At 65.0% G+C, this 23,026-nt stretch carries 21 protein-coding genes and 1 tRNA gene; 5 read left to right on the top strand and 17 right to left on the bottom strand.

What is annotated here, in order from left to right:
• Positions 1-91: 91 nt before the first annotated feature.
• Positions 92-165 (bottom strand) — tRNA-Pro (locus O3932_RS07870).
• A gap of 234 nt (positions 166-399) precedes the next feature.
• Between O3932_RS07870 and O3932_RS07865 the strand changes: the two genes are divergently transcribed.
• Entirely contained in the window at positions 400-975 is a 576-nt protein-coding gene (locus O3932_RS07865) for a hypothetical protein (RefSeq protein WP_009648965.1), read from the top strand.
• A 148-nt stretch (positions 976-1,123) separates the two neighbouring features.
• On the opposite strand, the gene cmk is transcribed toward O3932_RS07865, so the two are convergent.
• From cmk to O3932_RS07830, 7 genes are read right to left on the bottom strand one after another with little or no spacing between them, the layout of a single operon-like run.
• Positions 1,124-1,852 (bottom strand): (d)CMP kinase, encoded by a 729-nt coding sequence (gene cmk / locus O3932_RS07860; protein WP_009648966.1) that lies wholly within the window; start codon positions 1,850-1,852, stop codon positions 1,124-1,126.
• A gap of 27 nt (positions 1,853-1,879) precedes the next feature.
• Entirely contained in the window at positions 1,880-3,067 is a 1,188-nt protein-coding gene (locus O3932_RS07855; RefSeq protein WP_009648972.1) for a prephenate dehydrogenase, read from the bottom strand.
• The gene (locus O3932_RS07850; protein ID WP_009648962.1) at positions 3,064-3,813 is read right to left on the bottom strand and encodes a pseudouridine synthase; all 750 of its coding nucleotides are present in this window, start codon (positions 3,811-3,813) and stop codon (positions 3,064-3,066) included. The genes O3932_RS07855 and O3932_RS07850 overlap by 4 nt, the downstream gene beginning before the upstream one ends.
• Positions 3,810-4,370: an SMC-Scp complex subunit ScpB gene (scpB, locus tag O3932_RS07845; protein ID WP_009648973.1), complete on the bottom strand. Its 561-nt coding sequence runs from the start codon at positions 4,368-4,370 to the stop codon at positions 3,810-3,812. The genes O3932_RS07850 and scpB overlap by 4 nt, the downstream gene beginning before the upstream one ends.
• Positions 4,363-5,238 carry a ScpA family protein gene (locus tag O3932_RS07840; RefSeq protein WP_009648961.1) on the bottom strand — a complete coding sequence of 292 codons (876 nt, stop codon included), beginning with the start codon at positions 5,236-5,238 and terminating at the stop codon, positions 4,363-4,365. Before O3932_RS07840 ends, scpB begins: the two co-directional genes overlap by 8 nt.
• Entirely contained in the window at positions 5,222-6,085 is an 864-nt protein-coding gene (locus O3932_RS07835; protein ID WP_009648963.1) for a ParA family protein, read from the bottom strand. The genes O3932_RS07840 and O3932_RS07835 overlap by 17 nt, the downstream gene beginning before the upstream one ends.
• 14 nt (positions 6,086-6,099) lie before the next feature.
• Positions 6,100-7,050, bottom strand: coding sequence for a site-specific tyrosine recombinase XerD (locus O3932_RS07830; RefSeq protein WP_009648974.1), 951 nt, complete (start codon positions 7,048-7,050; stop codon positions 6,100-6,102).
• A gap of 131 nt (positions 7,051-7,181) precedes the next feature.
• On the opposite strand from O3932_RS07830, the gene tkt reads away from it, so the two are divergent.
• The 4 genes from tkt to pgl all read left to right on the top strand — a co-directional run bounded on the left by tkt (position 7,182) and on the right by pgl (position 12,641).
• Positions 7,182-9,266, top strand: a complete 2,085-nt coding sequence (gene tkt, locus O3932_RS07825; RefSeq protein WP_371537520.1) for a transketolase — start codon at positions 7,182-7,184, stop codon at positions 9,264-9,266.
• Positions 9,267-9,431: 165 nt separating this feature from the next.
• The gene (gene zwf, locus O3932_RS07820; RefSeq protein WP_009647757.1) at positions 9,432-10,958 is read left to right on the top strand and encodes a glucose-6-phosphate dehydrogenase; all 1,527 of its coding nucleotides are present in this window, start codon (positions 9,432-9,434) and stop codon (positions 10,956-10,958) included.
• The gene (locus O3932_RS07815) at positions 10,955-11,896 is read left to right on the top strand and encodes a glucose-6-phosphate dehydrogenase assembly protein OpcA (RefSeq protein ID WP_009647775.1); all 942 of its coding nucleotides are present in this window, start codon (positions 10,955-10,957) and stop codon (positions 11,894-11,896) included. Before zwf ends, O3932_RS07815 begins: the two co-directional genes overlap by 4 nt.
• A gap of 1 nt (position 11,897) precedes the next feature.
• Complete coding sequence (gene pgl, locus O3932_RS07810) at positions 11,898-12,641, top strand: 6-phosphogluconolactonase (protein WP_009647780.1); 744 nt, start codon at positions 11,898-11,900, stop codon at positions 12,639-12,641.
• A 211-nt stretch (positions 12,642-12,852) separates the two neighbouring features.
• Here the strand turns inward: pgl and secG are convergent, their stop codons facing one another.
• The 9 genes from secG to uvrC all read right to left on the bottom strand — a co-directional run bounded on the left by secG (position 12,853) and on the right by uvrC (position 22,858).
• Positions 12,853-13,098: a preprotein translocase subunit SecG gene (gene secG / locus O3932_RS07805; protein WP_009647776.1), complete on the bottom strand. Its 246-nt coding sequence runs from the start codon at positions 13,096-13,098 to the stop codon at positions 12,853-12,855.
• A gap of 162 nt (positions 13,099-13,260) precedes the next feature.
• The gene (gene tpiA / locus O3932_RS07800) at positions 13,261-14,037 is read right to left on the bottom strand and encodes a triose-phosphate isomerase (RefSeq protein WP_009647772.1); all 777 of its coding nucleotides are present in this window, start codon (positions 14,035-14,037) and stop codon (positions 13,261-13,263) included.
• Positions 14,038-14,040: 3 nt separating this feature from the next.
• Positions 14,041-15,231, bottom strand: coding sequence for a phosphoglycerate kinase (pgk, locus tag O3932_RS07795; RefSeq protein WP_009647761.1), 1,191 nt, complete (start codon positions 15,229-15,231; stop codon positions 14,041-14,043).
• A gap of 107 nt (positions 15,232-15,338) precedes the next feature.
• Positions 15,339-16,346, bottom strand: coding sequence for a type I glyceraldehyde-3-phosphate dehydrogenase (gene gap, locus O3932_RS07790; RefSeq protein ID WP_009647756.1), 1,008 nt, complete (start codon positions 16,344-16,346; stop codon positions 15,339-15,341).
• A gap of 206 nt (positions 16,347-16,552) precedes the next feature.
• Entirely contained in the window at positions 16,553-17,536 is a 984-nt protein-coding gene (gene whiA, locus O3932_RS07785; protein ID WP_009647769.1) for a DNA-binding protein WhiA, read from the bottom strand.
• A 46-nt stretch (positions 17,537-17,582) separates the two neighbouring features.
• Entirely contained in the window at positions 17,583-18,587 is a 1,005-nt protein-coding gene (gene yvcK, locus O3932_RS07780; protein WP_009647774.1) for a uridine diphosphate-N-acetylglucosamine-binding protein YvcK, read from the bottom strand.
• Positions 18,587-19,582, bottom strand: a complete 996-nt coding sequence (rapZ, locus tag O3932_RS07775) for an RNase adapter RapZ (protein WP_009647764.1) — start codon at positions 19,580-19,582, stop codon at positions 18,587-18,589. Before rapZ ends, yvcK begins: the two co-directional genes overlap by 1 nt.
• A 43-nt stretch (positions 19,583-19,625) precedes the next feature.
• Positions 19,626-20,846 carry a formate-dependent phosphoribosylglycinamide formyltransferase gene (purT, locus tag O3932_RS07770; protein ID WP_009647760.1) on the bottom strand — a complete coding sequence of 407 codons (1,221 nt, stop codon included), beginning with the start codon at positions 20,844-20,846 and terminating at the stop codon, positions 19,626-19,628.
• A complete protein-coding gene (gene uvrC, locus O3932_RS07765; RefSeq protein ID WP_314735742.1) occupies positions 20,843-22,858 on the bottom strand; it encodes an excinuclease ABC subunit UvrC in 2,016 nt (671 codons plus the stop codon). The genes purT and uvrC overlap by 4 nt, the downstream gene beginning before the upstream one ends.
• Positions 22,859-23,026 lie beyond the last annotated feature (168 nt).

Below are 23,026 nucleotides of genomic sequence, written 5' to 3'. Positions count from 1 at the left end.
ACATGCGGTACGCGTTGGAGTCCACGTCGTTGTCGCACGTGGATGAGCAACAAAAATCGCGAGAACACTCAGTGTTCTCGCGATTTCATCGTCGGGCTGGCGGGATTTGAACCCACGACCCCTTGACCCCCAGTCAAGTGCGCTACCAAGCTGCGCCACAGCCCGTATTTAGTTCGTCGCCTCAGCGACCTGTAGAACTATAGCGCACCTTTCGAATCGAGCGCAAACCGAGCAAAGTGGTCCGCGACACAGGATCGTGATGGTTCCGTGTTCTCATCCTGCACACGGCACGTACGAACCAGTATCGTCCGTCGGAATACAGTGAGTACCCATAGGCATGGGTCTACACTGTCGCTGGATCCCATTTGCCGTTGTTCCCCATTGGAAGGAACCGCCTCCATGACGTCCCGTCGCTTTCTCTCACTCGCCGCAGCATGCGCCATCGGCACGATGGCACTCGCTGTCCCTACGCTGCCCGTGCAGGCCGCGCCGACCTCCGCTAGCACCATCGTTGCTGTCGCGTCAGTCGCCCCGCAGACCGACGCCGTCTCGGTGAACCCAGCCCCGGCCTCGTCCCACAACGTTCTCGCGCCCACGAGGCGCTTCCGCTACCACGGAGGCAGAGGAAGCAGCGACCCGGTCTTCGGGACGATTTCGGTGATTATCTTTATCGGCGTGTGCGTCTGGAACGTATACAACCGTCGCAAGCGTACCCGGATCGCGCAGGAGCGGCTGCGACAGAACCCTCCCGCCTACGGAGGTCCCGCTGGGCCTCAGTATGGCGCGGTCGCCCCCACCTACAACGGCGGGGTTCCTTCCAGACCACAAGCGATGCCCTACCAGCCGAACGGCGGTGGCACACCGATGATGCCAAACACCGGCTACGGGTATGGGGGCGCTCCCGGCCAGCAGGGCTACTATCCGCCCCAGCAGGGCGGACAGGGCTACGGCCAGTACCCGCCCACCTACCGCTAGAGTGCGCCCCTCACCCGGCCCGCCCACAACCGATGCAAACACGATGAGGGCATGCCGAACGACACCGGCATAAACGACCCTCAGTCCGCAAACAACAATGTCGAGGGGTCCGAGCGATACGCTCGGACCCCTCACTGACGTTATGCGCTCAGGCTTCGCGAGCGGCCAGATCCTCATCCACGTAGGCCAGAATGGCCTCACACACGCCGGCGATGTCCAGGCCGGTCGAGTCGACTGTTTCGACGCCGGGCGCGGCGGTCATGAACTCGGAGACGGCGGAGTCGGCCTTGTCGCGGCCCTCAACCTGGGCGCGCACAATCTCCATGTGCTCCTCCGTCGCGTCACCGTAGAGCTCCAGGGTGCGCCGACGCAGACGCGCCTCCTGGTCAGCCAGCAGCAGGATGCGCACGTCTGCATCCGGACACACGACGGTCGTGATGTCGCGACCCTCGGCGATCATGCCAGAGCCTTGCTGACGTGCCTCCATCATGCGACGACGCTGCTCTGAGGCCATCCATGCACGTACCTTCAGGTTCGTGGAGATGTGCTTAATCGCCAGGGCGATGCGAGGTTCGCGGATTGCGGCGGTCACCTCGGTCTCCCCCACCCACACGTGCGGGTCGGCGGGATCGGACTGCAGGCGCAGAAGCATCTCGTTGGCAGCTGCGGCGACCGCGTCCGTGTCCTCGAGGTCGATGCCGCGGTCCAGCACGTACCACGTCAGCGCGCGATACATCGCCCCCGTGTCGAGATATCCGATGCCCAGTCGCGACGCCAGTTCCTTGGACACCGTGGACTTACCCGAACCCGCAGGGCCATCGATCGCAATGGTGATGCCAACGCGCGAGATCGCGTCCTGACGCAGCGTGTCGTTCATCCGTTCATTCTCCTCATCGAGGTTGTTCTAATGGGTGATGAGCCGCCAGCCCCGCTCCTGCAGGCCTGCGGCGCAGCGGTCAGCGACCGCCGGATCAATCATGACGCGAGCGACGCCGGCCTGCGCGCCAGCAGAGTGCTCAAGGACCAGGTCTTCGATGTTAATCGAGGCCTCGCCGAGCTCGCTGAACAGACGACCGAGGGCACCCGGCTCGTCCGGGATGAGCACCTCGACCTCACGGTACCGTGAGGGGGCACCGCCGTGCTTGCCGGGGATACGTGCCACGCCCTGGTTTCCGGCCGTCATGACGCGATTGATCGCGCCAACGCTGCCGCCGCGCAGCGGCCCCAGCTCGGCCGCCGCATCCAAGTGGTGTAGCAGATCGTCCAGGTCAGCGCGTAGCTCACGCAGAATCGAGGCTACCGGCCCCGCGTTCCCCGCCAGAATCGCCGTCCACAGGCGAGGATCCGACGCCGCAATGCGCGCCGTATCGCGCAACCCTTGCCCAGCCAGACCGAGTGCCTGCGCTGGAGCATCCACGAGGCGTGCCGCCAGCATTGAGGACACGAGCTGAGGTACGTGAGACACCAGCGCCACCGCATGGTCGTGCGTCCCCGCGTTCATCTCCAGGGGCACAGCACCCACATCCGTTGCGAGAGCACGCGCGGCCAGCAGCGCGCGCGGCCACGTCGTCTCGTGCGCCACGATAACCCACGGACGTCCGTAAAACAGGTCGGCGTCAGCTGCACCAGCACCGGAGCGCTCGCGGCCAGCCATCGGGTGGGAGCCGACGTACCGGCACGCCGCGTCCTCCAGACCGCGTTCCTCAAGCGTCGCGAGCACGTCGGCGACGACCGCGTCCTTCACCGAGGCGACGTCCGTGACGATCGCACCTGGGAAACGCAGGAGAGAATCTACGATGACACGATCAGCGACGTCAGGAGGCGTAGCCACCACGACGATGCGCGGAGCCTCGTAACCGGGCGCATCCGTTCCCGCATCCGCGTAGGCCACCCCGGCCTCGTCGATAGCGTCACCAAAGGCGACTCCCGCGCCCACGTCGGACGCAAGGCGCAGCGACGTCGGCGACGCGTCCTCGAGGTAGACGCGCACTCCCCCGGCTCGCAACGCCAGGCCGAGGGATGCACCCAGGAGGCCCGAACCAATGATAAGAACCGGGCCAACCGTGGAGACGACGCGCGTGGGTGCGCTCACAGGCCGACGGCCCCGTACAGCGCGGTCAAGGCATTGCCTTTGACGCGACGAGTCGTGCCCTGCTTGAGGTGATCGAGGGAGATTGGGCCGAAGCCGGTGCGCACGAGTTCGCGCACGGGGTAGCCGACGGCCTCCATCATGCGGCGCACCAGGCGGTTGCGGCCCTCGTGCACGACGATCTCAACGGTCGTGATGTCGCCGTAGGTGTCAACGATGCGGAAGGCGTCAACCTTGATGGGGCCGTCCTCCAGCTCGATACCGTTCATGAGCTTACGCTTGACGCCGGGCTTCACGTCGCCGTGCAGGCGCGCCACGTAGGTCTTGCGGATCTCATACTTGGGGTGGGTGAGGCGATTCGCCAGCTCGCCGTCGTTGGTGAGCAGCAGCAGACCGGACGTATCAATGTCGAGGCGACCCACGTGGTAGAGGCGCTCGGGGTAATCAGCGATCAGATCGGCAATCGAGGGGCGTCCCTCCGGGTCGCTCATCGTAGAGACGGTCCCAATCGGCTTGTTGACGGCCAGCACAATGTGCTTCGTCTCGTCGAGAATCAGGCGCTCGCCGTCGACGTGAATGACCTGCGTTGCGGGGTCAACGCGCACGCCCTGGCTGCGCACGACCGTGCCGTCGACGCTCACGCGGCCATCCGCGATCATCTGTTCGGACGCGCGCCTGGACGCGACGCCGGCCTGGGCGAGTACCTTCTGCAGGCGCACGCCCCCCTCGGTGTAGGGGTTAGCCCTCATAGTTCTTCCTCCAATTCATCCAGCGCATCGGCGCTCGGCAAGTAAGGTGCCAAGGGTACCAGCTCTGACAGGCTCGTCATCCCCATTTTCTCAAGAAACTCCCCGGTCGTGCCGTATAGGCGCGCCCCGGACGGTGTCGTACCTGTCTCTTCCACGAGTCCTCGGGCAAGGAGGGTGCGCACGACGCCATCGACGTTGACGCCGCGGATACGGGCGATCCGAGCGCGCGAGATCGGCTGGCGGTAGGCAATGACTGCCAGCGTTTCGAGTGCGGCTTGCGAGAGCCGCGCGTGGGAGGAGCCGACAACGAAACGTCCGACGACGTCGGCGTAGGCGCGCGCGGAATAGATGCGCCAGCCGCCCGCCACTTCGCGCAGCTCGAAGCCGCGGACTCGGGCACCGCCTTCCCCCAGGTACTCGTGCGCCAGGGCGCGCAGCGTTGCCTCAACGTCCGCAACCTCCGTTCCCAGCGCGGCTGCCAGGTCCTCGGGAGTGACAGGCTCCGAGATGACCATCAGGATCGCCTCAATCGGGGCGCGCAGATCGTACTCACTCATCGGTATCGGTTCCTTCCGCTGCGGCTTCCTCATCCACCGACGAGGCCGTGGCACAGCCCGCGCTCACCTGACCGACGTCATCATCCACGTCGATGTCGACCTCCGCATCGGTCCCAGTCCACGTGATCGTGAGGGTTCCCAGGGCCTCGTCCTGGGCGAACTCGACAACACCACGCCGGTAGAGTTCCAGCAATGCCAGGAAGCGGGAGACGACGACGGCGCGCGTCGCAGCGTCGGCAACGAGGTCGCGAAACGTCATCTGTCCCTCCGCCGCGAGGGCGGTCGCCACGACGCGTGCCTGTTCACGCACGGGTACAACCGGGTCATGCAGGTGCCCAACCTGGACGGTGGGTACCGAGGCGGTAAGTGCGTCGGCAGCTAGGCGTGCGAGGTCCTGCGGGCTCGTGATCCACGCGAGTTCGGGCAGCAGGGTCGCAAAATGCGGCTCCAGGGGGACGTCGCGCGCCACATAGGTCTCGAAGTGCCTCATGCGCTCGCCGATGTCCTTCGAGGCTTCTTTGAAGGCACGGTACTGCAGGAGCCGGGAAAACAGCAGATCTCGGGCCTCCAGGTCGGCATCGCTCGCCTGCTCGTCTTCCTCAAAACGAGGCAGCAGGTGCGCGGCCTTCATGTCGAGGAGAGTCGCGGCGACCACCAGGAACTCCGTCGTACGAGACAGGTCAGGAGACGCCTTCATGAAGGCGATGAATTCGTCCGTCACCTGGGCGAGCGCCACCTCGGTGATGTCGAGCTTCTTACGCGCAATGAGCGACAGGAGCAGGTCGAAAGGACCCTCGAAGACGGGGAGGGAAACGGCGAAAAGCTCGAACTCCCCCTGAACCTCGATCGTGTCAGGCGGCGTCGCCACGGGCGATGATTTCACGCGCTAGTCGGCGGTACGCGTGCGCTCCCGCGTGGTTGGGCGCGTAGGAGATGATGGGTTCCGTCGCGACGGACGCGTCCGGGAACTTGATCGTTCGCCCGATGCGTGTGTCGAAGATGAGATCGCCAAAGGCTTCCTGCAGGCGCTCGAGAACCTCACGCGAGTGCAACGTGCGCAGGTCGACCATCGTCGCGACAATACCGTCGATCTTTAGACGCGGGTTGATGCGATCACGCACCGTCTCGATGGTCTCGACCAGCAGGGCCACGCCGCGCAGCGCGAAGAACTCGGCCTCCACAGGCACGATGACGCCGTGCGCGGCAGTCAGCGCGTTCACGGCAAGCAGGCCCAGCGAGGGCTGGCAGTCAATGAGGATAACGTCGTACTCCGCCTCCACGTGGCGCAGCACGCGGGCCAGGGCACTCTCACGCGCGACCTCGTTCACGAGCTGCACCTCGGCGGCGGACAAATCGATATTCGCCGGGAGGATATCCAGGTTTTCCGTGGCCGTCTGGCAGATTGTCGCGTGAACGTCGGCCCTCGGGTTCATGAGCAGCGTGTAGATGGTCTGGTCCATGTCGAGGGTATTAATCCCCAGGCCCACGGATGCGGCACCTTGCGGATCGAAGTCAACGATCAGCACGCGGCGACCGTACTCAGCCAGCGCGGCACCCAGGTTGATCGTGGTCGTCGTCTTACCGACGCCACCCTTTTGGTTACACATCGCGATCACGCGTGCGGGTCCGTGGCCCATCAGGGGCGCGGGCACAGGAAAATCGATCTGTCCGTCGGGCAGATCGTTCGTCAGCGTCGGATGCGAATTCTCGGTCACGTCACCATCCTAGGTCATTGGTCGGGTATCTCGTTGGTGCCACGCGCCCGGGGATGCGAGAGTGTAAAAACCTCGCGCAGAGCTGCAGCGGTCACCGCCGTATATATCTGCGTGGTTGCCACCGAGGCATGCCCCAGCAGCTCCTGCACCTCGCGCACGCTCGCGCCACCTTCGAGGAGATGGGTGGCAAATGAATGACGCATCGTGTGGGGGGAGATTTTCTCCCCCAGCTGCGCAGCCTCGGCTGCTCGCCGGATAGCGGTCCACGCGCTCTGGCGCGAGAGCGGGCCGCCCCGGGAGTTGAGGAAGAACGCGGTGGCCCCCCGGCCTCGCGCAGCCAGGGCGGGACGAGCACGTACCCGGTAAGCTTCCACGGCCTCGACCGCGAAAGAACCAACGGGCACGATCCGTTCCTTGCGGCCTTTGCCGAACAAGCGGACGACGGGCACATCCCCGTCGAGGTCGAGGTCGTCCGCGCTCAGGCTCACGGCTTCTGACACACGCGCGCCCGTCGCATAGAGCAGCTCCAGCAGCGCACAGTCGCGCAGGCCGATGGGTGAGTCGTCCGCGTGGGCAACGTCAAGGAGGCGGCCAACCTCGTCAACCGTCAAGGCCTTAGGCAGGTGACGCCCTTGGCGCGGCGCACGCAACTGGGCTGCTGGATCGACCCCTACGAGGCCTTCCGTAAGCGCATATTTGTGCAGGCCTCGGATCGCTGCCGAGGCACGGGCGACCGACGAGGCCGCTGCGGGACTTCCGGTCACCTCCCCAGACGCGAGCCTCATCGTGTAATCCTCGATGTCACGCGCATTCACGTCAGCGAGACTGACCACGCCGCGTTCACCCAGGTCGCGGGCATAACGCAACGCATCGCGGCGGTAGTTGGAAACAGTGTGAGCAGACGCGCCTTTCTCGACGCGAAGATAGTCCACCCACTCGTTCACGGCTGCTTCGAGGGAGGTCATAGCGACAGAGTAAGCGAGATTCCAACAAATGTGCGCAATCCCTATGCGCGTTCGCACATTTTCGCTAATATGTGACCCGGTAACCATTTCCTTTCCCCGATGTTGGGGCCTATATACGGCTGGAGGCCGACGTGACACTTCAATGGGACAATATTGACGATGCAGCTGTGAAGACCGCAAAGCTCCTCGCGGCAGACGCCGTTGAGCAAGCCGGATCCGGACACCCCGGTTCCGCCATCTCGCTCGCACCCGCCGCGTACCTCCTCTACAACAAGGTCATGAACGTCGATCCGGCCGATCCTCAATGGATCGGCCGTGACCGTTTCATCCTCTCCGCTGGCCACTCGTCACTGACCCAGTACGTCCAGCTCTACCTGACAGGCTTCGGCCTCGAGCTCGACGACATCAAGAAGCTGCGCACCGCCGGATCCCTGACACCGGGCCACCCCGAATACGGCCACACCAAGGGCGTTGAGATCACGACCGGTCCGCTCGGCACGGGCATCGCCTCCGCCGTCGGCTTCGCCATGAATGCCCGCCGCGTCCATGGCCTGCTTGACCCCGAGACCCCGCTCGGCGAGTCCGTCTTCGACCACAACGTCTACGTCATCGCCGGCGACGGTTGCTTCGAAGAAGGTCTGTCCGCCGAAGCCTCCTCGCTGGCTGGCACCCAGGAACTCGGCAACCTCACCGTCATCTGGGACGACAACCACATCTCTATCGAAGACGACACCTCCATTGCTTTCAACGAGGACGTCCTGGCCCGCTACGAGGCTTACGGCTGGCACGTTCAACGCGTCGACTGGCTCGGTGAGGACGGCTCCTACGAGGAGAACACCGCCGCTCTGAATGAGGCTCTTGAGGCCGCCAAGGCCGAGACCACGAAGCCCTCGCTCATCGCACTGCGCACCATCATTGGCTGGCCCACCCCCGGTAAGCAGAACACCGGCGGCATTCACGGTTCGAAGCTCGGCGGCGAAGCCCTGTCGGGCCTCAAGGCCGCCCTGGGTGCGGACCCCGAGAAGATGTTCGACGTCGACGCTGCCCTCGTGGACGAGGTCCGCGCCCGCGCCACCGCCCGCGCCGCACAGTACCGCAAGGACTGGGACGCTCGCTTCGATGCCTGGAAGGCAGCCAACCCCGAGGGTGCCGCACTGCTTGATCGTCTCTCCGCCGGCCGCCTGCCCGAAGGCTGGGAAGCCTCGCTGCCCACCTTCGAAGAAGGCAAGGCGCTGGCGACCCGCGCCGCCTCCGGCCAGGTGCTCAACGCCATCGCTCCGGTGCTGCCCGAGCTATGGGGCGGCTCTGCCGACCTCGCCGGTTCGAACAACACCTTCATGAAGGGAGAGCCTTCCTTCCTCCCCGCGCACCGGTCCTCGTCGGCTTTCTCCGGCAACAAGTTCGGTCGCAACCTGCACTTCGGAGTGCGCGAGTTCGCGATGGGCGCAGCCCTGAACGGCATCGCCGCTGACGGCCTGACCCGCCCCTATGGCGGTACCTTCTTCGTGTTCTCCGACTTCATGCGCGGTGCCGTGCGCCTGGCCGCCCTCATGGACCTTCCGGTCACCTACGTGTGGACACACGACTCTATCGGCGTGGGCGAGGACGGCCCGACCCACCAGCCGATCGAGCACCTGGCTTCCTACCGCGCGATCCCGAACCTCGCTGTCGTGCGCCCCGCGGACGCGGCTGAGACGGCAGCCTCCTGGAAGGCGATCCTCGAGCAGTCCCACCCCGCCGCCATTATCCTGTCGCGCCAGAACCTGCCTAACCCCGCTCGTGGTGAAGGCACCGGTCTGGCCACCACCGAGGACCTGGCGCGCGGCGCCTACGTCCTGGCCGACACCGAGGGCACGCCCGACGTGATCCTCATGGCGTCGGGATCCGAGGTGTCCGTCGCTCTTGAGGCACGCGAAGCCCTGGCCGCCGAGGGTGTGGCTGCCCGCGTCGTGTCGGTCCCCTGCCTCGACTGGTTCGAGGCCCAGGATCGCGAATACCGCGACGCAGTCCTGCCCCCGTCGGTGCGCGCCCGTGTCTCCGTCGAGGCCGGCCTGGCCCTGCCCTGGTACCGCTGGATCGGCGACGCTGGTCGCGCGGTGTCCATCGAGCACTTCGGTGCCTCGGCTCCCGGCGAACTCCTCTTCAAGGAGTACGGCATCGACGCCGAGCACGTGACCGCTGCCGCGAAGGAATCCATCGAGGCCGCACGGTCGTGACTTTTTAGTCACCTGATCTGACCAAGGGCTGCTGGCGCGCACTCGCGCGCCAGCAGCCCTATTCTCGTAGACGTAGTGGGTCGCCCCGGCTCCCGCGCACACCGCGCGAGATTCCGGAAGGAGCCACGGCCTCGTCCCAATTCCCAGCGAACGGAGCGTTACCTCGTGAGCAACGAGATTCCCACCCTGCGCGATCCCCAAGACCGCAGGCTTCCGCGCATTTCACCACCCTGCGGCCTCGTCATCTTCGGCATCACCGGTGACCTCGCACGCAAAAAGCTCCTGCCCGCCATCTACGACCTCGCCAACCGCGGTCTGCTCCACCCCGCTTTCTCACTGACCGGCTTCGCACGGCGCGACTGGAGTCCGCAGGACTTCGAGGAATACGTGCGCGCCTCCATTGAAGCTCACACCCGCACCGGTTTCAACGAGGGGACGTGGAACCAGCTGCGCTCAGGCTTGCGCTTCGTGTCCGGTACCTTCGACGACCCCGAGGCCTACCGCCGTCTGGCCGACACCGTCGCCGAACTCGACAGCGTACGTGGCACCGGCGGTAACCACGCCTTCTACCTGTCGATCCCGCCGTCCTACTTCCCCGTCGTCGCCAAGCATCTGTCCGACACAGGCCTCAACAAGCGCCAGGGCCGCGAGTGGCGACGCGTCATCATCGAGAAGCCATTCGGGCACAATCTTGAGTCGGCGCGCGAACTCTCCGACGTCATCTCGCAGATCTTCGACGAGCAGGACGTCTTCCGTATCGACCACTACCTGGGCAAGGAAACCGTCCAGAACATCATGGCGATGCGCTTCGCGAACGCCATGTTCGAGCCGCTGTGGAAGGCCAACTACGTCGATTCCGTGCAGATTACGATGGCTGAAGACATCGGTATCGGCACGCGCGCCGGCTACTACGACGGCATCGGCGCTGCCCGCGACATCATCCAAAACCACCTGCTCCAACTCATGGCGCTGACCGCCATGGAAGAACCCGTCCACTTCACTCCTGAGGAAATCCGCGCGGAGAAGGAAAAGGTCCTCTCAGCTGTTCGCCTGCCCGAGGACCTGGCCATCGACACCGCGCGAGGCCAGTACGCGAGCGGCTGGCAAGGCGGTGCCCAGGTGCGCGGTTACCTCGAGGAGGACGGCATCCCCGCCGACTCGACGACCGATACCTTCGCCGCGATCAAGCTCTTCGTGGACACGCGCCGCTGGGCGGGCGTTCCCTTCTACCTGCGCGCCGGCAAGCGCCTCGGTAAGCGCGTCACCGAGATCGCCGTCATCTTTAAGCGCTCCGCCCACGTGCCCTTCGGCAACTCGGCCCTCAGCGAGTCTGCTCAGAACGCGCTCGTCATCCGCGTCCAACCGGATGAGGGTCTGACCCTCAAGCTTGGCGCGAAGGTCCCGGGCACCTCGATGCAGGTGCGCGACGTCACGATGGACTTTGCCTACGGCCATGCGTTCACCGAGGACTCACCCGAGGCCTACGAGCGTCTCATCCTCGACGCGCTCGTCGGGTCCGCTCCCCTGTTCCCGCATCAGCGCGAGGTCGAAGCCTCGTGGAAGATCCTCGACCCGATCCTGTCCTTCTGGGAGACCCAGGGCCAGCCCGAACCCTACGCGCCGGGCACGTGGGGTCCCCAGTCCGCGCACGACATGCTGGCCCGAGATGGCCGTTTCTGGAGGCTCCCATGATCATCACCCTGAAAAACACCACATCCGCCGAGGTGGCGTCGCGCATCGTGGAGCTGCGCGACGAACGTGGCGCTGCGGCCCTCAGCCGCGTCCTCACACTCCTCATCTGCGTACCCGACCTGATTGACGTCGACAATGCGATCGAAATTTCGGACGCAGTCTCGCGCGAGCACCCGTGCCGCGTCATCGTCATCGTGGAGCCCGACTCAAGTTCAGGTGACGCGCGCCTGAACGCCCAGATCCGCGTCGGAGATGCGGCGGGCCTGTCGGACATCATCATCCTGGAGCCGCGCGGCGAGGCAGCGTCGAACATCGATTCCCTCGTCATGCCGCTGCTCCAATCGGATACGCCAGTCGTTACCTACTGGCCGGTGACCCCACCGAAGAATCCGGGCGAGCACCCGTTGGGTCGCCTGGCCATCAAGCGCATCACGGATTCGCGTGCAACGCTGTGCCCGATGGAAACGCTCTCGGCCCTGTCAGCCGTCTACACTCCCGGCGACACGGACCTGGCGTGGGCGGGCGTCACTCTGTGGCGCGCGCTGCTCGCAGCCGTCGCCGAAGACTTCGACCGCCTTCCGACGTCGATCCGCGTGGCCGGCAACGCGACGCACCCCTCCCCTTTCCTGGTGGCCGCGTGGCTCCATCACCAGCTGGGCGTGCCCGTCGAGCGCGTCGTCGACGCCTCGGCGTACACGATCACGGACATCACCTTCTTCTTCGACGACGACACGACCGTGTCCCTCTCACGTAGCGCCACCTCCTCGGTTGCACGCCTCTCGCGCCCGGGCCTCGAGGATCGCAACGTGAACCTGGCGCGCCGCTCCGTGCAGGACTCTCTCATGGAAGACTTGCGCCGCCTCGATCCCGACGTCTACTACGGCGAGCTGCTCACAACGGAGCTGCCCCGCCTCGCAGAGTGCAGGGCGGAGGGCTGACATGCTCAGCGTTCACACGCTCGAGGTCCGTCCGACAGTCGACGCATTGAACGAGTCGGTCGGTGAGGCTTTCCTCGCGCGCCTGCGCATGCTCATCGACGAGGCGGAGGCACCCGCACGGATCAACCTTGCTCTCTCCGGTGGCGCGGTAACGACCTCGCTGCTTCCGTCGTTGCTCCCCCGCGTCGGCGAGATCGATTGGTCGCGCGTGCGCGTGTGGATGGTTGACGAGCGCTACGTGCCCGCGGGAGACGAGGACCGTAACGACGACCAAGCGTGGGAGGGCTTCTTCCACGCGGCCACAGGCGTGGAGTTCATGCGCATGCCAACCTCCGATAGTTGGGCTCCGGGCGGCGGATCCCTCGACGAGGCCTGTGCTGCCTTCGCTGCCACGTGGGCCGATGTGATGGGGCAGCGTTCCTTCGACATCGCGCTCATCGGCATGGGTCCCGACGGGCACATCTGCTCACTCTTCCCGGGTCGGATCGACCCCGGCGAGACCAGCCCCATCCTGGCGATTCGCAACTCCCCCAAGCCTCCGCCCGAGCGCATCTCCGTCTCCATGCCGGTCATACAAGCCTGCCCCGAGGTGTGGCTGACAACCACCGGGGCGGCCAAGGCCTCGGCCCTCGGCGCGGCTTTCGCGGGGGCATCACCCCTCGACCTGCCCGTCGCGGGCGTCCTCTCCCCCACGACGCGCGTCTATCTGGACGAGGCGGCAGCTTCGCAGATCGCTCTCCCATAGGGGATCTGCAGACACACAAGGAGGCGGGGTCACTGTGACCCCGCCTCTGCCATACATCGAGTTGGGCGGATGCCGCACCGAGAATAGACGAGCAGAAAAGGAAGAAGAAAACGCGTTCGGGAACTGACGCGGCTCGCGGCGTTAAGAACAAATGAAACTGGCTCCCCACGCGATGGTGGGGAGCCAGGAAACGATATCGATCATTGATCGATCAACGACCGTACTTCGCCAGCAGCGCGTAGCCGACGATGCACACCAGCCAAATGAACAGCGTCCCCATGGTGATGCGGTTCAGGTTGCGCTCAGCGACACCGGAGGAGCCGGCCGACGAGGAGATGCCGCCACCGAACATATCCGACAGACCGCCACCCTGCCCCTTATGCATCAGGATGGTCAGGGTCAGCAGGATGCTGGTCAGGAAAATCAGCACGATCAGCACGTTGTTCAGAATGGTCACTGTGGGTCCAATTTCTATCGCGGTCACGCCCCAATTTGAGGCACATACATCATAAGTATAACGGAGAATGACGGTGGGGCCAACCGGCACACCGGTTGACCCCACCTCGCTCCCGTTAGATCCGCCTCACGTGGTGAGGATGGCTAGGAGCGTTAGCTTCTCTCAGGCGTAGAAGTTCGCCATGGCGGCGAAGGAATCGGCCTTGAGGGATGCGCCGCCGACGAGACCACCGTCAACGTCGGGCTGAGCCATGAGCTCCTTGATGTTGCCGGGCTTAGCGGAGCCGCCGTACAGAATGCGGGTCGCTTCAGCGGTCTCGGCACCAAAGTCCTCGGCCAGGGCGGCGCGGATAGCACCGCACACTTCCTGGGCGTCCTCGGCGGAGGCGGTCTCGCCGGTGCCGATGGCCCAGATAGGCTCGTAGGCGATGACGATCTTGGCGACCTCTTCGGCCTTCCAGCCGGCGAGGGCGGCACGGATCTGGCCGAGCACAAACTCAACGTAGGTGCCAGCCTTGCGGACCTCGAGGGCCTCGCCGCAGCACAGGATCGGGGTCATGCCCGCGTCAAAGACCTTGCGAGCCTTCGCACCGACGAGCTCGTCGGACTCATTGTGGTACTCGCGACGCTCCGAGTGGCCCATGACAACATAGGTGACACCGAGCTTGCTGAGCATCTCAGTGGAGATTTCGCCAGTGTAGGCACCGTTGTCGTGGATCGACACGTCCTGCGCACCATACTTGATACTGAGTTCGTCGGCATCAACGATGGTCTGGACGGTGCGGATGTCGGTGAACGGCGGGATGACCAGGACCTCGCACTTGGAGTAGTCATGTCCTGCATCGGACAGTGCCATTGCCAAGCCCTGAACGAGATGGTTGGCCTCGAGGTGATCGAGGTTCATCTTCCAGTTGCCGGCCATGAGGGGGGTACGTGCCATGAGTCAGTCCTCCAGAACTGCGATACCGGGCAGAACCTTGCCCTCGAGGAGCTCGAGGGAGGCACCACCACCAGTGGAAATGTGGGAGAAAGTGTTCTCGTCGAAGCCGAGCAGGCGCACGGCAGCGGCGGAGTCGCCGCCACCGATGACGGAGAACATGGAACCCTTGGACAGGGCCTCCGCGACGGCGCGGGTGCCGCCGGAGAATGCCTCGAATTCAAAGACGCCCATGGGGCCGTTCCACGCGACGGTCTTGGCAGTGGCCAGCTTGTCGGCGAAAAGCTTCTGGGACTCGGGACCGATGTCAAGACCCATCTGATCGTCGGGAATGGCGTCGACCTTGACGACGGTCGCGGGCGCATCAGCCGAGAACTCGGGGGCTACAACAACGTCGACGGGCAGAACCAGGTCGACGCCGCGCTCAGCGGCCTCAGCAATGTAGCCCTTGACGGTGTCGATCTGATCGGACTCGAGCAGGGACTTACCAACCGAGTAGCCCTGTGCGGCCAGGAAGGTGAAGGCCATGCCGCCGCCGATGAAGAGCATGTCAGCCTTCTTCAGCAGGTTGGCGATGACGCCCAGCTTGTCGGAGACCTTGGAACCGCCGAGAACAACGCCGTAGGGGCGCTCGGGGTCGCCAGTCACCTTGGACAGGGACTCGATCTCCTTGAGAACGAGCAGGCCAGCGGCCGAGGGCAGCAGCTTGGCAATGTCGTAGACGGAGGCCTGCTTGCGGTGGACGACACCAAAGCCGTCGGAAACGAAGGCGTCACCGAGCTTGGCGTACTCACGGGCCAGTTCTTCGCGCTCCTCGTCGACCTTGGAGGTCTCGCGGGCGTCGTAGCGGACGTTCTCGAGCAGGGCGATCTCGCCCTCACCGAGGGCTGCAACGGTCGCAGCGGCGGACTCGCCGACGACGTCGGTGGCCAGGGTGACCTTCACGCCGGAGAGCTCGGCGAGGCGCTTGGCGACGGGGGCCAGCGAGAATGCGGGGTCGACCTTGCCCTTGGGGCGGCCGAGGTGGGCCAGGATGACGACCTTGGCACCGGCATCGGTCAGCGTCTTGAGGGTCGGCAGCGCCGCGCGGATGCGGCCATCGTCAGTGATGACGCCGTCCTTGAGCGGAACATTGAAATCGGAACGGACCAGGACGCGCTTGCCGCGCAGGTCGCCCAGGGAGGAAATGGTCCTCATGGGGGAATCCTTTCGGTGGAAAGAAAACGAAGGTGGTGTGCGAGATGCCCGTGCACGTGCGTGCACGGGCATCTCACTGTCAGCTCATGGCTGTATCGTCAGTGCTCTCAGGCGAGCTTGGAACCGACGAGGGCGGTGAGGCGAACGAGAGCGTTCGAGTAGCCCCACTCGTTGTCGTACCAGGACAGGACCTTGACGAGGTTGCCGATGACCTTGGTCTCGGTGGCGTCGAAGATCGAGGTGTGCGGGTCGCCCACGATGTCGGAGGAGACGATCGGATCCTCGGTGTACTTCAGAACACCCTTGAGCTCACCCTCGGCGGCGGCCTTGACGGCAGCCTTAACGGCCTCGACGGAGACCTCCTTCTTCGCGATGAAGGTGAGGTCGGTCAGGGAGCCGGTCGGGGTGGGAACGCGGACGGCGAGGCCATCGAACTTGCCGGCAAGAGCGGGCAGAACCAGGGCGACGGCCTGAGCAGCACCGGTCTTGGTGGGGATCATGTTCAGGGCCGCGGCGCGGGCGCGACGCAGATCCTTGTGGGGGGCGTCGAGGACGCGCTGGTCACCCGTGTAGGAGTGGATGGTCGTCATGATGCCGCGCTCGATGCCGAAGTTCTCCTCGAGAACCTTGGCGAGGGGGGCGAGGCAGTTGGTCGTGCAGGAGGCGTTCGACACGATGTTCATCGTGGCGTTGTCGTAGTCGGCCTCGTTCACGCCCATGACGAAGGTGCCGTCGACGTTCTTCGCGGGAGCGGAGATGACGACCTTCTTGGCACCAGCCTCGATGTGAGCCTTGGCCTTCTCACCGTCGGTGAAGAAGCCGGTGGACTCAACGACAACCTCAACACCGAGCTCGCCCCAAGGCAGGTCGGCGGGGTTACGCTGAGCGAGCACCTTGATGTGCTTGCCGTCAACGACGATACCCTCGTCGTCGTAGGAGACCTCACCCTGGAAGCGGCCCGTGATCGAGTCGTACTTCAGCAGGTGAGCGAGGGTCTTGTTGTCGGTCAGGTCGTTCACGGCGACGATCTCGATGTCCGCGCCCTGCTCGAGGGCGGCGCGGAAGAAGTTACGGCCGATGCGGCCGAAGCCGTTGATGCCAACGCGGGTGGTCACTATGGTTCCTCCTGCTCGTGCCCCTCACAGGGCACGGTTTTCGATGCAACCGGGCGTGCGGGTTGCCAGCCCGGCCCGCAGGTTTCTGCGGTTCCAGCACTTCCTAATTTACACCCGAAAGCGGACTCTGTCACACCCCAATTTAGAAATTCGCACGTGGGGTAATTCTCGTTTGAACTGGGACGAACGTAACAGAGGCGAAATCTTTAGTCTTCTTCGAGCATGTCGAGGGTGAGCGCGGATTCTGTATCGGGAATACCTCGTTCGTGTGCGACCTTGTCGGCGAGGGCCAGGAGGCGGCGGATTCGCCCGGCGACAGCATCCTTGGTAAGCGGCGGATTCGTGTGCTTGCCAAGCTCCTCGAGGGAGGCCTGCTTGTACTGGAGGCGCAGGGTTCCCGCCTCGAGCAGGTGAGCGGGCACGTCATCCCCAAGAATCTCGAAGGCGCGCTCGACGCGAGCACCGGCGGCGACGGCAGCTCGGGCGGAGCGGCGCAGGTTCGCGTCGTCGAAGTTGGCCAATCGATTGGCACTGCCTCGAGCCTCGCGACGTTCGCGGCGCTCCTGCCAGGCCTCAAAGGTCTGTGGTGCCCCCATTGCGGAAATCAGGGTGCCAATTGCGTCCGAATCGCGGACGGACACGCGATCAGTACCGCGTACTTCCTTCGAGCGAGCAGCTGCCCCGAGCTTGCGCGCGCAGCCGACCATCGCAAGGGCAACCTCTGGACCCGGGCACGTGATTTCGAGGGAAGAGGAGCGTCCGGGTTCCATGAGGGAGCCGCGAGCAAGGAATGCACCACGCCAGATGGCTGAGGCTTCGGCTGTGCCCGACGCGACGAGGACGGGGGGAAGCCCGCGCACGGGTCGGCGCATGGAGTCGACCAGGCCGGTCATGCGTGCAAGCTCGTCTGCCTTGTGGACGACGCGCACGACGTAACGCTTGCCCCGGCGCAGGGAGGAACCGGAAACAACGACGACGGAGGACTCAGCGTTATAGAGGGCCTGCAGGTAGCCCCGAAGGCGACGGGCGGCCACGGGTGAGTCGAGCTCAGCCTCGACGAGGATACGCCCACCCACGAGGTGGAGTCCCCCGGCGAAACGCAGCGTCGCGCTCACTTCGGCGGCTACCTCGGAAGGGGTTGTGATGATGGCGCGCGCGAGCTCGTCCTTCATGTCTGATGTCAGGGACACTGATTCTCCCAGCGATGTGATGTCGTTTGTCAGCGGGCAACAGCTTCTAAGGTAACCACGTTTCGGCTTGGCCGACCTCACCGAGGAAGCCGTCGAACGCATCACGCAGCGCTGCGGCGAGGCGCAGGGGGTCGTGGTGCGGGGCACCGTCACCGGTGCGTACCTGGCGCAGGAGCACGCGGGCACCCAACTCCTCGGCGGCAACGATCAGGTCGTCAATGTCATCACAGGCGGTGGGGTCGGCGACGATGACGTCGAGTTTGAGGGCGGGCGCGTATTCGCGCAGAACACGCACGTGGTCTGCTGTGGACATGGTGTCGGTTTCGCCGCGCTGGCGGGCGAGATTGAGCACGAGCGCGCGGTGCGCGTCGGTCGTGGCCAGAGCTCGGTTAATCTCGGGGACAAGCAGATGCGGGATGACGGAGGTGTACCAGGAGCCGGGACCCAAGACGACCCAGTCGGCCTCGGAGATGGCGTCGATGACGGCGGCGGGAACCTCGGGAGCCTCGGGGGTGATACGCACATGCTCAACGGTACCCGGCGCGATGGCAACCTTGCACTGGCCGGAAACGACGTAGCAGCGTCCGTCGTCATTCATGTCGGCTTCAATGTCGATGGGGGTGGTCGCCATGGGCAGGACACGACCTTGCGCGCCGAGCAGACGCCCCACCCAGTCGAGTCCTTCAACCGGGTCGTCGAGGAGCTGCCAGAGTCCAGAGATGATCAGATTACCGAGCGCGTGTCCATTGAGGGGACCGGTCGTGTCCAGGCGCAGCTGCATGACGTCGCGCCAGGTGAGTCCCCATTCGGATTCTTCACAGAGGGAGGCCAGGGCCATGCGCAGGTCGCCCGGGGGCAGGATCGTCATTTCCTGGCGGAGGCGACCGGAACTGCCGCCGTCGTCGGCGACGGTAACGACAGCCGTCAGGGCGCGGGTGATATGTCGGAGGGCCCTCAGGGTGGCGGACAGGCCGTGTCCGCCACCGAGGGCGACGATGGACTGGCCGGATTCTCCTCGTTGAACCCAGCCAGCTGCATCAAGATAGGGCATTACTCTCTCCCAATGTCGCGGTGCATGACGCGCACCGAATGTCCGTGCTCGCGCAGGCGCTTGGCGATGGCCTCGGAGCAGGCAACGGAGCGGTGCTTTCCGCCCGTGCATCCGATGGCAATCGTGACGAATGGCTTCAATTCTGCCAGATAGCCAGCGAGCATGGGGGCCAAAAGATCCGCATAGCCCAGAGCGAAATCGCGTGCGCCGGGCTGGGAGAGGACGTAGTCGGCTACGGCCTGGTCTTTTCCGGTGAGATGACGCAGTTCATCAACCCAGTAGGGGTTCTTCAGGAAGCGCACGTCGACGACGTGATCGGCGTCGAGGGGCAGGCCGTGCTTGAATCCGAAGGATTCGACGGTGACTTGGAGGGGGCGTTGCTCCCCCGCCACGATGTCGCGGATGCGTCGCGTGAGATCGTGGACGCTCATGTCGGAGGTGTCAATGACCTCGTCGGCTGCGCGGCGCAGGGGCGCGAGGAGGCGCATTTCGGCCTTGATGCCATCCATGAGGGTGCCGGCACCCTGGAGGGGATGGGGGCGTCGATTGGATTCGTAGCGGCGCACGAGGGTTTCGGGACTGGCCTCAAGGAAGATGACGCGGTAGGCAATGCCCGCGCCCTTGAGCTGTTCGAGAGTGGCGTCCAGGGTGCGGAAGAAGGTACGCGAGCGCACGTCGACACCGACGGCCAGGCGGTGCACGCCGGCTGCGGGGTCGTTCGACATCATGCCGACCAGCGCGGGAAGCATCGTCGGGGGCAGGTTGTCGACGACGTACCAGTCGAGGTCTTCCAGGGCACGGGCGGCACCGGTTCGTCCGGCACCCGAGTAGCCGGTGATGATGAGGACTTCGTTGGATGCGCGGGGTTCGAAGCGCGTACGGGCGGCGTCACGCACGGGGATGCCCTCGGGGAAGGTGCGCGGGTTCTCCTCCCTCGTGGACGAGGCCGTGGCGTCGGTCAGTCGGGGCGCGCCGCCTGGTGCGTGGTCGGTCATGATGTCCTCCTTGGGAGTGCGGTGAGTGCGTGGGGATGTCTGATTAGCTGGGGTTCTGTGCGTCGTCAATGGTGATGGCCGCCGCTGCACGGCGGGCGATGACACGCGATTCCTTGGGCGTCGTGGCGGTGGCCGCGACGACGCCAACGCGGCGGCCAGAACGGCTGATCGGCTTGCCGAAGATACGAACGATGTCGGCGGTAGCCAAGGCTGTGGCGACACCGCGGTAGGCAGGGGTGTCAATCGCGCGGGTGGACTTGATGACAGCGGAAGCACCCGGAGAGGCCAGTGCGGTGGAGGTGGGCAGGCCGAGGATCGCGCGCGCGTGCAATTCAAATTCGGACTGTGCCTGCGTCGCCATGGTGACCATGCCCGTGTCGTGGGGACGCGGAGAGAGTTCGGAGAACCACACGTCGTCGCCACGCACGAAGAATTCGACGCCGAAGAGTCCCAGGCAGGGGCCGTTACCGGCCTGTGCGAGCGCATCGGTGACGGCCTTGGCCATTGTGCGGGCGCGTTCCAGGGCGGACCCGCTCATGGCCATGGGCTGCCAGGATTCGACGTAGTCGCCACCTTCCTGGCGGTGCCCGATAGGCGCACAGAAGCTCGTCGTGACCGTGCCCGTTGCGGCATCCCAGGAGCGCACGGTCAGCAGGGTGATCTCGTAGTCGAAGTCGATGCCTTCCTCGACGATGACGACACCCGTAGTCGCACGCGCGTCCTGCTCGGCGTGAGTCCATGCGGATGTGGCCTGCTCGGGGCCGGTCACGCGGGACTGGCCATGCCCGGAGGAGGACATCGTTGGCTTGACGAAAGCTGGGTAGCCGATCTCGTCGAGTGCGGCGGCCAGCTCAGCTGCGCTGTGCGCGAAGCGGAAAGCCGAGGTGCGCACGCCGGGCAGGGACGCGGCAAGGGTGCGGATGCGCTGGCGGTCCATCGTGGCCTGGACGGCAAAGGCGTTGGGGACGACGCGCACACCGCGTTCCTCCGAGGCGCTCAAGCAGTCAGTGGCAATGGCCTCCACCTCGGGGACAATGAGGTCGACGTCACTCTCGTCTAGAACGGCGCTCAGGGCAGCCGGATCACTCATGTCGAAGACGCGTGACTGGTCCGCGACCTGCATCGCGGGGGCATTGCCGTAGGAGTCACACGCGATGACGGTGCACCCGTAGCGTTGCAGGGCGATCGTCACCTCCTTGCCGAGTTCGCCAGAACCCAGCAGCAGCACGCGCGCCGGCAACGGCAGGGGAAGCGTCAGTGTCATGGTGTGTCCTCCCTCGACGATGTGACTAGCCTATCGCGGATCGTAGCCGCGAGGGTGGGTCCCACGCCCTTGACCTCGGCAATCTGTTCGACGGAAGCCTCCCGGATCCGCTTGACAGAGCCGAAATGCTTGAGCAGTGCGGCCTGACGTGCGGGTCCAAGCCCTGGGATGGAATCGAGGACCGAGCGACGCTGCGCCTTCGAGCGGCGCTTGCGATGCTTCGTGATCGCAAAGCGGTGTGACTCGTCGCGCAGGTACTGCAGGAGGTAGAGAGCCTCCGAGGTGCGCGGCAGAATGAGCGGGAACTCATCGCCTGGGATCCATACCTCTTCCAGGCGCTTGGCCAGGCCGACGACGGGCACGTCCGCGCCCACCGCGTCCAGGGCGGCTCGCGCGGCGTTAACCTGAGGCAGGCCGCCGTCCACAACGACCAAGTCAGGTCGGTAGGAGAAGCGTTTGGGGCGTCCCGTCGTCGCATCGATCAGGCCAGAGGCGTAGGCGACGCCATCCTCATCTTCCCCATCAACACCGGCTTCCTCAGCGAGGAGGCGAGAGAAGCGGCGGGTGAGGACCTCGTTCATCGCGCTCGTATCGTCGGGGGTTCCGTTGCCGTCCTCGCCGCGGATGTTGTAGGTGCGATAGGCGTCCTTACGTGGCATACCATCCTCGAAGACGACCATCGAGGCGACCTGGTTTTCTCCGCCCGTGTGCGAGACGTCGTAGCATTCGATGCGCAGGGGCGCGCTGGGCAGGTCAAGGTTCTCCGCGAGCTGCTCCAGCGCCTTCGAGCGCGCCGTAATGTCACCCGCACGCTTCGTGCGATGCAGGGCGAGGGCTTGCCGGGCGTTCTCCGTGACCGTCTCCATGAGTTGAGCCTTCGGACCGCGCTTGGGCACGTGCACAGACACGGACGCACCGCGCGTCTGCCCCAGCCAGCTCGCAATCGTCTCCTGATCCTCGGGCGCGACAGAGACCAGCACTTCGCGTGGAATCGCCGAGGTGGGAGTGTGCGCAACGTCGTCCACGCTCACGGCCGCCACCTTCATGCCTTTCCCAGCCCCGGCCTCGTCCGGTGACGCAGACGAATACACCTGCTCGAGGAGGCGCGACATGAGGGCAGCGTCGTCTGCGCCGTCGACGCGCTCGATGACCCAGCCGCGCGTTCCTCGAATGCGCCCGCCGCGCACATGAAAAACATGAACGGCAGCGTCGAGGTCGTCGCTGACGAGCGCGAACGCATCCGCGTCCGCCCCGTCATCGAGCACCACAGCGTTACGCTCCAGCACCGTGCGCAACGCCAGGACATCGTCACGCAGCTTCGCCGCACGCTCGAAATTCAGCTCCGCCGAGGCCTGGCGCATCTGCGCCTCCAGGTCGCGAATCACGGGCCCGGTGCGCCCCTCCATGAACTGACACAGTCCCTCGGCAAGCGCGCGATGCTCCTCCATCGACACGCGACCCACGCACGGGGCCGCGCACTTGTCGATATAGCCGAGCAGACAGGGCCGTCCCTGCGCCTTCGCGCGCTGAAACACACCCGCCGAACACGAGCGCATCGGGAAGACGCGCAGGAGCTGATCGATCGTCTCGCGAATCGCCCACACTTGCGTGTACGGACCGAAATACCGCGAGCCCGCCCGCTTACGCTCGCGGGTCACCTGCACGCGGGGGAAACACTCCCCCATCGACACCGCCAGGTACGGGTAGGACTTGTCGTCCTTAAACATGACATTGAAGCGCGGATTGAATTCCTTAATCCACGTGAACTCCAGCGTCAGGGCCTCCACCTCGGAACGCACGACGGTCCACTGAACGGCGCTCGCGGTCGTCACCATTTGCTGGGTGCGCGGGTGCAGATTCGCCAGGTCCTGGAAGTAGTTAGTGAGGCGATTACGCAGGTTTTTGGCCTTGCCGACGTAGATGACGCGGCCCTGCGGATCTGAGAATCGGTAGACGCCCGGCGAGGTCGGAATGTCCCCCGTGCGGGGCCTGTACGTCGAAGGATCTGCCACGATCCCAGGGTACGAGGCCGGGGCTGGGAGTGCCCGGCACCCACGTTGGGCGTGCTCTATGTCATGAAACCTTTGAATGATGAAACTAAGGCACGCGCGCGCCACCCGTAGGCATATACTGAGCTTGGTTACGAATTGACCGGTTCTTGACCATTGAGTACATCTCTC

Source organism: Pauljensenia sp. 20925_1_25 (assembly GCF_041433955.1).
GTDB lineage: Bacteria > Actinomycetota > Actinomycetes > Actinomycetales > Actinomycetaceae > Pauljensenia.
Note: the sequence above shows the minus strand (reverse complement) of the source record. Positions and strands in the feature narration are given on the sequence as shown.

What these genes read in the sequence shown, in the direction of transcription:
- O3932_RS07865 (WP_009648965.1), top strand. Translation starts at nt 400, where the DNA reads ATGACGTCCCGTCGCTTTCTCTCACTCGCCGCAGCATGCGCCATCGGC.
- cmk (WP_009648966.1), bottom strand. Translation starts at nt 1,852, where the DNA reads ATGAACGACACGCTGCGTCAGGACGCGATCTCGCGCGTTGGCATCACC.
- O3932_RS07850 (WP_009648962.1), bottom strand. Translation starts at nt 3,813, where the DNA reads ATGAGGGCTAACCCCTACACCGAGGGGGGCGTGCGCCTGCAGAAGGTA.
- scpB (WP_009648973.1), bottom strand. Translation starts at nt 4,370, where the DNA reads ATGAGTGAGTACGATCTGCGCGCCCCGATTGAGGCGATCCTGATGGTC.
- O3932_RS07830 (WP_009648974.1), bottom strand. Translation starts at nt 7,050, where the DNA reads ATGACCTCCCTCGAAGCAGCCGTGAACGAGTGGGTGGACTATCTTCGC.
- O3932_RS07815 (WP_009647775.1), top strand. Translation starts at nt 10,955, where the DNA reads ATGATCATCACCCTGAAAAACACCACATCCGCCGAGGTGGCGTCGCGC.
- pgl (WP_009647780.1), top strand. Translation starts at nt 11,898, where the DNA reads ATGCTCAGCGTTCACACGCTCGAGGTCCGTCCGACAGTCGACGCATTG.
- tpiA (WP_009647772.1), bottom strand. Translation starts at nt 14,037, where the DNA reads ATGGCACGTACCCCCCTCATGGCCGGCAACTGGAAGATGAACCTCGAT.
- pgk (WP_009647761.1), bottom strand. Translation starts at nt 15,231, where the DNA reads ATGAGGACCATTTCCTCCCTGGGCGACCTGCGCGGCAAGCGCGTCCTG.
- yvcK (WP_009647774.1), bottom strand. Translation starts at nt 18,587, where the DNA reads ATGCCCTATCTTGATGCAGCTGGCTGGGTTCAACGAGGAGAATCCGGC.
- rapZ (WP_009647764.1), bottom strand. Translation starts at nt 19,582, where the DNA reads ATGACCGACCACGCACCAGGCGGCGCGCCCCGACTGACCGACGCCACG.
- purT (WP_009647760.1), bottom strand. Translation starts at nt 20,846, where the DNA reads ATGACACTGACGCTTCCCCTGCCGTTGCCGGCGCGCGTGCTGCTGCTG.